The following is a 10187-nucleotide window of genomic DNA, read 5'->3' as shown; positions in this document are numbered from 1 at the left end:
CGGGCGGGGGTGGGCGTCAGGGGATCAGTGCCGCTCGCTCTCGGGGGTGAGCAGCGCGGCGAGCTGGCGTTTCCAGGTGTGCAGCAGGGCGGCGCGCCTGGGCGAGTCGTCGCTGAGCAGGTTGGCCACGCCGAGACCGCGGAGCAGGTCGAGGGTCGCCTGCACCGACTCGCGTACGCCCGGCTTGCGCTCGTCCGCACCGAGCAGCTCGACTGTGAGCCGGTGCATCTCGCGGCCGACCCGAGCCTCCAGCGGCACCAGCGCGGCGCGCAGCTCGGCGTCGGTACGCGCGGCCACCCACAGCTCCAGCGCGGCCACGAACAGCGGGCCGGTGAACGAGGCGGCGAGCAGGTCGACCACGCCGTCGAGCCGCTTCGGGCCGACCGGCAGGTGCGCCGCCTCGGCGCGCAGCTCGGCCGCCCGGCGCTCGGTCAGGTGCGTGACGGCGGCGGTCACCAGGGCGGCCTTGGTGGGGTAGTGGTGCAGCTGGGCGCCCCGGGAGACGCCGGCGTGGGCCGCCACCACTGTCGTAGTGGTGCCGGACCAGCCGTGCTCCACCAGGCACTCGACGGTCGCCTCCAGCAGCCGGGCCTGGGTGGCCCGGCTGCGCTCCTGCTGCGGAACTCGGCTCGACACGCAGACAGCGTGCCCCGCCCAAAACAAACAGTCAAGCCTGACTTTTTGGAAAGGAGGGGGCCCTTGTTGACGCCTGCGGTAGAGGAAGGGCCCCTTGTCAACGCCTCAGCGGCCGTCGCGCGGAGCGAAGACAGTGAGCGCGTCGGCGTCGGAGTGGCGGGAGCGGACGTACTCGTCGGCCCAGGCCGCCGCGTCGGGGAACGTGGACTCGGCGGCGACCCGGGCGCAGGCGGCGTCCACGTCGAAGCGGGTCCGGCGCAACTGCACGCCCGGGCCGAGCAGTGCCCACCAGGCGCCCGCGCCCCCGTACGGCATGCCGACGCTGCCCGGGTTCACCACCAGGCGACGGTCGACCAGCCGGGTGAACGGCATGTGCGTGTGCCCGCAGACCACTGTGCCGACCTCGGCCGGCAGGCCGGCGAAGACCTCGGCCCAGCGGTCCAGCCGCGAGTCGACGAGCACGACCTCCTCGTCGTCGCGCGGGGTGGCGTGGCAGAACAACACCTCGCCCAAGCCGGTCACCGGCAGCGTGACGGACGGCGGCAGCGCGGACAGCCGGGCCACCTGGTCGTCGCGGAGCTGCTCGGCGGCCCAGTTCGAGACGGCGATCGGGGAGGACCTGCCGGACCGCGCCTGCACCAGCTCCCGGTCGGCGTTCCCGCCGACCCAGCAGGCCCGGTCACCGAGCGCGGCCAGCCGGTCCAGCACCTCGACCGGCTGCGGACCGGCCGCCAGGTCACCGGTGAGGACGATCAGGTCGGCGGCCGTCACGTCCGGCTCGGCCAGCACGGCCTCCAGCGCGGGCAGCACACCGTGGATGTCGGAGAGGACGGCGACGCGATCGGGCATCGTCCCAGCCTGGCTACACCCGCGCGGGAGAACCAAGCGATTCTGCGGTGGGCAGAGACGGCGCCGGCCCGGCCTGCGCAGAAGACGGCATCGGCCCGGCTCCGCGGGTGGCGGGCCGGGCCGGGAAGCCGGTATTGAGGGTCAGACCCGCGCGCGGCGGGCCAGGCGCTCCGGGTCGAGGATGATGATGCTCTTGCCGTCCAGCCGCAGCCAGCCGCGCGAGGCGAAGTCGGCCAGCGCCTTGTTGACGGTCTCCCGGGAGGCGCCGACGAGCTGGGCGATCTCCTCCTGGGTGAGGTCGTGCGTCACGCGCAGCACGCCGCCGTCGCGGGTGCCGAACCGGCCGGCCATCTGGAGCAGGTTCTTGGCGACCCGGCCCGGCACGTCGGTGAAGATCAGGTCGGCGAGCGAGTCGTTGGTCCGGCGCAGCCGGCGGGCCAGCACCCGCAGCAGCTGCTCGGCGATCTCGGGCCGGTTGTTCAGCCACGGCCGCAGCGCCTGCTTGCGCAGCCGGACCAGGCGGGTGTCGGTGACCGCCGTGGCCGTCGCCGTACGCGGCCCGGGGTCGAAGAGCGACAGCTCACCGACCATGTCCGACGGGCCCATCACGGCGATCAGGTTCTGCCGGCCGTCCGCCGCGCGGCGACCCACCTTGATCTTGCCGGACAGGAGGATGTAGAGACTGTCGCCGGGCTCGCCCTCGTTGAACACGATCTCGCCCTTGCGGACCTCGATCGTCTCCATCTCCTTGGCGAGCGCCTCGGCAGCCTCCGGGTCGACACCCTGGAAGATCCCGCTGCGGGCCAGTACCTCGTCCATCGCGCACCTCCGCCTGCGCGTGCCGTCCGTCGGCCGGGTCCGCCGTCCGCTGATCCCTCGCGCGCCGCCAGTCTAGGCGCACATGAGCAGGAATCAGAGGTGCACCCCTGGAATCTTGATCGTTGGGCGTAACCCACCCGACCTGCGGAGCGGCTAAGATGCCGCCCCCCGGCCCGGGCCGGCGCCACCCGTTCCCACCTGTGATCGTAGGGTGACCGGCGTGCTGTGTGAGCCGTTCCTGGCCAGCCGGTCCGAATCCGGCCGGGACATCCCCCTGCTGGCCTGGCGGGCCGAGTCGCCGCTGCTCGCGGTCGGCTCCGCGCCGCTGGGCGGGGGGATCGGCGTCCGCCGGTGGGTGCTGAACGCGACGGTCCCCATGTCGTACGACCGGGACGACCCCGCCGCGCACCTGGCCGAGATGGCGCACGGCCTAGACCTGGACGGCCCCGGGGTCGGGCTGCTGACCGGCGTGGACGTGAGCGAGGTGGTCCGCCGCACGGACGGCGGCGTCCGGGTCTGGGCGACTGTCGGCCTGGGTACGCCGGTGTGGGCCGCCGTAGCCGAGCCCGCGCCCTCCGCACCCGGGCCGGCGTCGCCCGCCGCGAGCGAACCGGCCCGGCCCGCGCAGCACGTCGGCACTGTCAACATCGTCGTGTACGTGCCGGTGCGGCTCGGCGACGCCGCCCTGGTCAACGCAGTGGCCACCGCCACCGAGGCGAAGGCCCAGGCGATCTGGGAACTCGGACTGCCCGCCACGGGCACCCCCACCGACGCGGTGACGGTGCTCTGCCCGGCCGACGGCGATCCGGCCCCGTACGGCGGTCCCCGGTCGGCCTGGGGCGCGCCGCTGGCCCGGGCCGTGCACGCCGCCGTGCGCTCCGGCGGCGCCGGGACCGTGGTGCCCTGGTCCGACCGGCGGGCGGGCTGACGTGGGCTCGTCATATTCGACACGCCGGGTTTTCCGACCGATCGGCCCTCGTCGCGGCGTCCCGGGGACGGTAGCGTCGCCGACGATGTACGCTTCCGCCCGCTCTGTGCCCCGTACCCTCCGCGCCGTCGCCGGACCGCCCGCCGCCGTGCCCGGCCCGCGTCGCGCGGTGCTCGGCCGGCGCCTGGCCGCGTTCGCCGCGCTCGCCGCCGTCCTGTTCGTCGCCGGCTGCGGCGGCGACGCCGGCGGGTCCGGCGGCGACCCCAGGTGGCAGGCGGGACAGGGCGGCGGATCGACCGGTTCGGCCGGACCGGCCACCGGTGACCAGCCGGCGGCGCCCGATGCGACGAAGGAGCCGTCGATCTCGCTCGCCGCGACCGGTGACGTGATCATGGGCAACGCGCCGGACCGGCTGCCGCCCAACGGCGGCAAGGGCTTCTTCGACGACGTGAAGTCGGCGCTCAAGGGCGACCTGGTGATGGGCAACCTGGAGGAGCCGCTCACCGACGACACAGGCGTCGGCAAGTGCGGCCCGACGCCGAAGAACTGCTACCAGTTCCGCGCGCCGCCGGGTTATGCCGCGCACCTGCGGTCGGCCGGGTTCCAGCTGCTCAACCAGGCCAACAACCACGGCTACGACTACGGCCGCCAGGGCTACGAGAACACCCAGTCGGCACTGGAGGCGCACGGGCTCAAGCACACCGGCGCGCCGGGCGAGATCACCGTGGTGGACGTCAAGGGCATCAAGGTCGCAGTGATCGGCTTCTCGTCGTACCCCTGGTCCAACAGCCTGGTCGACCTGAACGCCGCCAAGCAGGTGGTCGAGATGGCCAAGGAGTCGGCCCAGATCGTGGTGGTGCAGGTGCACATGGGCGCCGAGGGGGCGGACAAGACCCGGGTGAAGCCGGGTACGGAGATGTTCTTCGGCGAGAACCGCGGTGACCCGATCCGCTTCTCCCGGACCGTCATCGACGCCGGCGCCGACCTGGTCATCGGGCACGGCCCGCACGTGCTGCGTGGGATGGAGTTCTACAAGGGGCGGCTGATCGCGTACAGCCTGGGCAACTTCGCCGGTGGCGGCAAGTCGCTGAGCAGCTCGGGCCGGTTCGGCTGGGGCGGCGTGCTCAAGGTGTCGCTCACCGCCGAGGGGAAGTTCGTCGGCGGCACGTTCACCTCCACAGTCATGAACGGCGTGGGCCGTCCGTCTGTAGACCGGCAGAACCGCGGCCTCGGACTGGTCCGCGACCTGAACCGGGCCGACTTCCCGGACACCGGCGCGAAGCTCGACGGAACCGGCAAGATCACCGCACCGGCGGGTGGCTGAGCGCACCCCGGCCGCGCCGAGCCGCCGGAGCGTCGGCCCCGCGACGTAGGCTGGCCGACGTGACCACGCGCTCCCCCGAGACCGACCTCGGCCGTACGCGCCGCGCCCGGCGCATCGGCCGCGTGCTGACCGAGACGCACCCCGACGCGCACTGTGAACTCGACCACGCCAACGCGCTGGAGCTCGCAGTGGCGACGATCCTGTCCGCCCAGTGCACCGACAAGAAGGTCAACGAGGTCACGCCGAAGCTGTTCGCCCGCTACCGCACCGCCGCCGACTACGCCGCTGCGGACCGCGCCGAGATGGAGGAGCTGATCCGGCCCACCGGGTTCTACCGCAACAAGACCAGCTCCCTGATCAACCTCGGGCGGGCGCTCTGCGAGCGGTACGACGGCGAGGTGCCCGGGCGGCTCGACGACCTGGTGGCCCTGCCGGGGATCGGCCGCAAGACCGCCAACGTCATCCTCGGCAACGCCTTCGGTGTCCCCGGCATCACAGTCGACACCCACTTCCAGCGGCTGGTGCACCGGTGGCAGCTCACCACCGAGACCGACCCGGTGAAGATCGAGCACGCGATCGGCGCGCTCTACCCGAAGCGCGACTGGACGATGCTGTCGCACCGGGTGATCTTCCACGGCCGCCGGGTCTGCCACGCCCGCAAGCCCGCCTGCGGCGCGTGCACGCTGGCGAAGCTGTGTCCCGCGTACGGCACCGGGCCGACCGAACCGGCTGCCGCGGCCAAGCTGCTCAAGGGCCCCCGGGCCCGTGACCTGGCGGTGGCCGTCGGCCTCGATCCCGACCTGGTGCCGCAGCAGGCGGCAGCGGCGGACGTGCCGTGATGCGCCGGTTCGCGTACCTTCTCGTCCCGCTGCTGCTGGCGGCCGCGGGCTGCACCGCCACGACCGAGGAGCCGGAACGTCCGGCGCCGGCGACCCGGGCCGAGCGCCCCTCGCCGTTCGCCGACTGCGCCCCGCTGACCGTCGCGCCCGCCGCCGCGTCCCCGACGCCCGCCGGGAAGGCCGGGGACCAGCTCCCCGACCTGACGCTGAACTGCTTCACCGGAGGCGCGCCGGTGAACCTGCGTGACGTCGAGGGCCCGGCGGTGATCAACGTGTGGGCGTCCTGGTGCCCGCCGTGCCGCAAGGAACTGCCCGCGTTCCAGCGGCTCAGCGAGCGGGCCGACGGCCGGTTCCAGGTGATCGGCGTGAACAGGCGGGACAGCCGCGGCGGCGCGCAGTCCATCGGCGAGGACTACGGCGTCGACTTCCCGATGCTGCTCGACCAGGGCGACGCGTTCCAGCGCGCGCTCGAACGCAACGCGTTCCCGCTGACCGTGCTCGTCGACGCCGACGGGCGGATCCGGCACACCGACGCGACCGGCGCGCTCGACGACGCCCGCCTCGCCGCGCTGCTCGAACGTCACCTCGGGGTGCGGGTATGACCCGACGGCCGCCGGGGTGGTTCGACCCGCTGCTGGGCCGGCTCGGCACCGCGCGGGCGGAGGACTTCACCCGCATCGTCACGCCGGAGAGCGGCGGCCGGGAGAGCGCCGTGCTGGTGCTGCTCGGCGAGGACCCGGGCGCCGGGCCGGACGTGCTCGTCCTCCAGCGCGCCGCGACGCTGCGCAACCACGCCGGGCAGCCGGCCTTCCCGGGCGGGGCGGCCGACCCGGAGGACGCCGACGCCCGCGCCACCGCGCTGCGCGAGGCGAACGAGGAGGTCGGCCTCGACCCGGGCAGCGTCACAGTGCTGGCCGAGCTGCCCCGGCTCTGGATCCCGGTCAGCGACTTCATGGTCACCCCGGTGCTCGCCTGGTGGCACGACCCGCACCCGGTGCACCCGCGCGAGCCGGCCGAGGTGGCCCACGTGGCCCGGCTGCCGGTCACCGAGCTGGTCGACCCGGACAACCGCATGCGGGTACGCCACCCGAGCGGCTGGATCGGTCCCGCCTTCTCCGCACGTGGCATGCTCGTCTGGGGCTTCACGGCGGGCGTGATCGACCGGCTGCTGGAGCTGGGCGGCTGGTCCCGTCCCTGGCCGCACTCGCGCGTGGTGGACCTGCCGCCGGTCGACGCCACGCCCGCTCCGTCGGCGGGCACCGAGGCGGCCGACGAGAGCCCGGTGCGGTGATCACCCGTACGCATCCCCGGGTCACGTTCCGCGAGCGCTGAGCCGAGCACGGGCCCGGTGCCCGTACCCTTGGGGCGTGTCCGCCGTGGATCTCGTCCTTCTCCTGCTCATGCTCGTGTTCGCGATCAGCGGATACCGTCAGGGCTTCGTCATCGGGGCCCTGTCGTTCTCCGGCTTCTTCCTCGGAGCGCTGCTCGGCCTCCAGGTCGGGCCGCTGATCGCCCAGCAGTTCACGGCGAGCGGCACACGCGTGCTGATCTCCCTGGTGGCGATCTTCGGGCTCGCGGTGCTGGGGCAGGCGCTGGCCGGCTGGCTCGGCTCCAACCTGCGGGCCGCCATCACCGGGCCGGCCGGCCGGAAGATCGACGACGTCGGCGGAGCGTTCATCTCGGTCGTCGCGGTCATGCTCGTGGCGTGGCTGGTCGCGGTGCCGCTCGGCTCCTCCTCGGTGCCGTGGCTGGCCTCCTCGGTCCGCAACAGCGCGCTGCTCACCGTCGTCGACCAGGTGCTGCCGGACAGGGCGCAGGACCTGTCCACAGCGCTGCGCGACACGGTCGACACCAACGGCTTCCCGGACGTGTTCGGCGACCTCGCACCGACCCGGGCCCGGCAGGTCGCACCGCCCGACCCGGCGCTCGCCAACTCCCAGGTGGTGCAGAACAGCAGGCGGTCGGTGGTGAAGGTGCTCGGCTCCGCGCCGAGCTGCTCGCGCCGCATCGAGGGCTCCGGCTTCGTGTACGCCGACGACCGGGTGATGACCAACGCGCACGTGGTGGCGGGCACCCGCTCGGTGGCTGTGGAACTGCGCGGCGAGCGGTACGACGGCGAGGTCGTCGTCTACGACCCGGACCGGGACCTGGCGGTGCTCTACGTACCCGGGTTGCCCGGCCCGTCGCTGCGCTTCGCCGCCGGGCCGGCCGCCACCGGTGCGGACGCGATCGTGCTCGGCTTCCCGCTCGACGGCCCGTACGACGCCCGCCCGGCCCGGATCCGGGACGTCGACCGGATCACCGGCCCGGACATCTACGCGGCCGGTGACGTCAACCGGGAGATCTACACGATCCGGGCGCTGGTGCGCAGCGGCAACTCCGGCGGCCCGCTGGTCTCCTCGAACGGTCTGGTGCTCGGCGTGATCTTCGCGGCGGCGGCGGACGACCCGAACACCGGCTTCGCGGTGACCGCGGCCGAGGCGCGGCCGGTGGCGCTGGCGGGCGCGGAGCGTACCCGGGGAGTGGCGACCGGCGACTGCACCTGAGCCGGCGGCGACGCTCAGCCACCCGGGGTGCTGCGCTCGCCTGTACCCCGGCGCGGGTCCGGCTACGCCCGGCCGCCCTCCGGCCACTGGTCGGTCAGCTCCGGCTCGACCCCCTCACGGAGCGGACGGGCGGACGGCCGCCCGGATCCGCTGCGCCAGGTGGCGAAGCCGGCCGCTGTCGCGGCCACCACCGCCGCCCCGAGCACCCAGCCGCCCACCACGTCGCTGGTCCAGTGCACGCCCAGCGCGATCCGGCTGAGCCCGGTCACCACTGCGACCAGCACGGCGGCGGTCCACAGCGCGACCCGGCCCCGGCGGCTGTCCCGCACGAACGGCAGGAACACCAGCAGCAGCGCACCCGCCGCCAGCGTGGCGTTGAGCGCGTGACCGGACGGAAACGAGTAACCGGCGGCCCGGGCCACCGGATCGAGCAGATCCGGCCGGTCCCGGCCGACGAGCAGCTTGAGCAGCGCGCCGAGCAGCCCGCCGGCGACCATCGTGACGACCACCCAGACCGCGAGCCGGGGCGCGCCGTGCCGGACCAGCCAGACCACCACCACGACCGCGGCCACCCGCAGCGGCCCGGGCCCGAACACGTGCGTCCAGACCGTCATCACGCCGACCCAGGCGGGATGGTCCTGTGCGTACCCGTGGAACGCGTCGGCGATCGAGGCGTCCAGCCGCAGCAGAGGCGGCCACGCGCCGAGAACCAGCAGCGCGATCAGGGCGAACGGCACCAGCACCAGGAAAGCCGCGACCGCGGCCAGGGTGAGCCGCAGGCCCAGCGGGTGCTCGCGGTCGAGGCGGCGGCTCCGCCACGACCGCTGCCGCGTGACAGTGGCCCCGGTGGTGTCCATGGGGCTTTCCCTACCCATCCGAGGGCGGGGCAAGACCGGTTCAGCGACGGGCCTGCCGGAACCGGCGAACCATCAACGCGGTGCCGGTGACGAGCGCGACGAACAGGGCCAGGCCGGTCCAGAGCCGTTCCGGGGCGGAGGCGTCCGTCTGGCCCGCCGGCCGGGCGGCCCAGCCTTCCGAGGAACGCCCCAGCGGGTCACCGCCCCGGCCCGCCGCGGCGGCCCGGGTGTCCTGCGTGTCGCCGGGCGCCGGGCCGAAGCCCACCACGCCGGGGGAGGCGTTGTCGTCGAGCGGGTTGTGGCCCACCGCCGGCACATCGGCGGTGAGCGCCGCCACCGGATCGACAAGGCCGTAGCCGAACCGGTCGTCCCGGCCGGTCGGGCCGAGATCCCGGGCCGTGGCGATCAGCCGGTTCACCACGTCCCCGGCCGACATCTTCGGATACCGCGCGCGGACCAGGGCGGCTGTCGCGGCGACGAGCGGCGCGGCGAAGCTCGTCCCCTGCACCCGCCAGTAGCCCTCCGGCCGGGCGCCGTAGAGCCCGGTGGCCGGGGCGCTGAGCACCGTCTCGTGACCCGTGATCGAGCCGGACCAGAGGTTCTCGCCGGTCCGCTCCAACCCGGCGACCGCGAGCACACCCGGTTCCCGGGCCGGGTACCAGACCTCGGTGGTCGTCGAGGTGGCCAGGTTGCCGGTGCAGGCCACCACCACCACGTCCCGGGCGAACGCGTAGTCGAGCGCCGCGGCCAGGGCCGGGTTGTCGCTGCTGCCGCCGAGCGACAGGTTGACCACCTGGGCGCCGTTGTCGACCGCCCAGCGCACCGCCTTGGCGATGATCAGTGCGTCGTCGTAGCGGTTCTCGGCGTCGAGGACGCGGACCGGGAGGATCTTGGCGTCCGGCGCGAGCCCCAGCACGCCCCGGTCGTCGTCGGCCCGCCCGGCGATCAGCCCGGCCACCGTGGTGCCGTGGCCCACCGGGTCCGGGCCGTCCGAGCCGTCCGGCGTCACCAGATCGAGGCCGGGCAGCACCTGGCCCGCCAGGTCGGGGTGGGTGCCGTCCACACCGGAGTCGATCACCGCGACCACCACGCCGCGCCCGGTCGAGGTGCGCCACGCGGTCTTCGCCCGCAACTCCGCCAGCTGCCACTGCTCGTCGCGTACCTGATCGGTGCGCAGCAGGCGGTCGGGGGCCACCCAGGGACGCGCCACTGTGGCCGGGGCGGCGGGCGCGGCGTGGGCCGGCGGCGCCAGCGGACCGGCGACGATGGCCAGCGCCGACACGGCGGCGAACAGCGCGCGTCCAGCGCGATGCCGGGGCGGCCCACCGGGCGGTCCCTGCCGATCCCCTGTCACATTCCCCAGCCGTTCGGTCGCGTCAGACACATGCT

11 protein-coding genes are annotated in these 10187 nt (G+C 74.3%); 6 read left to right on the top strand and 5 right to left on the bottom strand.

What is annotated here, in order from left to right:
- Positions 1-24: 24 nt before the first annotated feature.
- From O7622_RS02920 to O7622_RS02910, 3 genes are all read right to left on the bottom strand, one after another.
- A complete protein-coding gene (locus O7622_RS02920) occupies positions 25-636 on the bottom strand; it encodes a TetR/AcrR family transcriptional regulator (RefSeq protein ID WP_282311742.1) in 612 nt (203 codons plus the stop codon).
- 105 nt (positions 637-741) lie between these two features.
- Positions 742-1485, bottom strand: coding sequence for a metallophosphoesterase family protein (locus O7622_RS02915; protein ID WP_282311741.1), 744 nt, complete (start codon positions 1483-1485; stop codon positions 742-744).
- A 141-nt stretch (positions 1486-1626) separates the two neighbouring features.
- Positions 1627-2304 carry a Crp/Fnr family transcriptional regulator gene (locus tag O7622_RS02910; protein WP_007466162.1) on the bottom strand — a complete coding sequence of 226 codons (678 nt, stop codon included), beginning with the start codon at positions 2302-2304 and terminating at the stop codon, positions 1627-1629.
- A gap of 220 nt (positions 2305-2524) precedes the next feature.
- Here O7622_RS02910 and O7622_RS02905 point away from each other — a divergent pair, with 220 nt between their 5' ends.
- The 6 genes from O7622_RS02905 to O7622_RS02880 all read left to right on the top strand — a co-directional run bounded on the left by O7622_RS02905 (position 2525) and on the right by O7622_RS02880 (position 7941).
- Positions 2525-3232, top strand: a complete 708-nt coding sequence (locus O7622_RS02905; RefSeq protein ID WP_282314016.1) for an adenosylcobinamide amidohydrolase — start codon at positions 2525-2527, stop codon at positions 3230-3232.
- A 184-nt stretch (positions 3233-3416) separates the two neighbouring features.
- The gene (locus O7622_RS02900) at positions 3417-4556 is read left to right on the top strand and encodes a CapA family protein (protein WP_282314015.1); all 1140 of its coding nucleotides are present in this window, start codon (positions 3417-3419) and stop codon (positions 4554-4556) included.
- Positions 4557-4615: 59 nt separating this feature from the next.
- Complete coding sequence (gene nth / locus O7622_RS02895; RefSeq protein ID WP_282311740.1) at positions 4616-5395, top strand: endonuclease III; 780 nt, start codon at positions 4616-4618, stop codon at positions 5393-5395.
- Entirely contained in the window at positions 5395-5997 is a 603-nt protein-coding gene (locus O7622_RS02890) for a TlpA disulfide reductase family protein (protein WP_282311739.1), read from the top strand. The genes nth and O7622_RS02890 overlap by 1 nt, the downstream gene beginning before the upstream one ends.
- Positions 5994-6686 (top strand): CoA pyrophosphatase, encoded by a 693-nt coding sequence (locus O7622_RS02885; protein WP_282311738.1) that lies wholly within the window; start codon positions 5994-5996, stop codon positions 6684-6686. Before O7622_RS02890 ends, O7622_RS02885 begins: the two co-directional genes overlap by 4 nt.
- Before the next feature lie 76 nt (positions 6687-6762).
- On the top strand, positions 6763-7941 hold the full coding sequence (locus O7622_RS02880) for a MarP family serine protease (RefSeq protein WP_282311737.1): 1179 nt from the start codon (positions 6763-6765) through the stop codon (positions 7939-7941).
- A gap of 62 nt (positions 7942-8003) precedes the next feature.
- Here O7622_RS02880 and O7622_RS02875 read toward each other — a convergent pair whose 3' ends face one another.
- Together O7622_RS02875 and mycP are read right to left on the bottom strand one after the other, a co-directional pair.
- The gene (locus tag O7622_RS02875; RefSeq protein WP_282311736.1) at positions 8004-8798 is read right to left on the bottom strand and encodes a phosphatase PAP2 family protein; all 795 of its coding nucleotides are present in this window, start codon (positions 8796-8798) and stop codon (positions 8004-8006) included.
- 40 nt (positions 8799-8838) lie between these two features.
- The gene (gene mycP / locus O7622_RS02870) at positions 8839-10080 is read right to left on the bottom strand and encodes a type VII secretion-associated serine protease mycosin (RefSeq protein WP_282311735.1); all 1242 of its coding nucleotides are present in this window, start codon (positions 10078-10080) and stop codon (positions 8839-8841) included.
- Between the last annotated feature and the right edge of the window lie 107 nt (positions 10081-10187).

Source organism: Micromonospora sp. WMMD1076 (assembly GCF_029581475.1).
Lineage (GTDB): Bacteria > Actinomycetota > Actinomycetes > Mycobacteriales > Micromonosporaceae > Micromonospora > Micromonospora aurantiaca.
This window is presented reverse-complemented; position numbering and strand designations above follow the sequence as displayed.

Excerpts from the sequence above, each read along its gene's own strand:
- O7622_RS02915 (WP_282311741.1), bottom strand. The coding sequence starts at position 1,485 with ATGCCCGATCGCGTCGCCGTCCTCTCCGACATCCACGGTGTGCTGCCC.
- O7622_RS02885 (WP_282311738.1), top strand. The coding sequence starts at position 5,994 with ATGACCCGACGGCCGCCGGGGTGGTTCGACCCGCTGCTGGGCCGGCTC.
- O7622_RS02910 (WP_007466162.1), bottom strand. The coding sequence starts at position 2,304 with ATGGACGAGGTACTGGCCCGCAGCGGGATCTTCCAGGGTGTCGACCCG.
- O7622_RS02875 (WP_282311736.1), bottom strand. The coding sequence starts at position 8,798 with ATGGACACCACCGGGGCCACTGTCACGCGGCAGCGGTCGTGGCGGAGC.
- O7622_RS02890 (WP_282311739.1), top strand. The coding sequence starts at position 5,395 with ATGCGCCGGTTCGCGTACCTTCTCGTCCCGCTGCTGCTGGCGGCCGCG.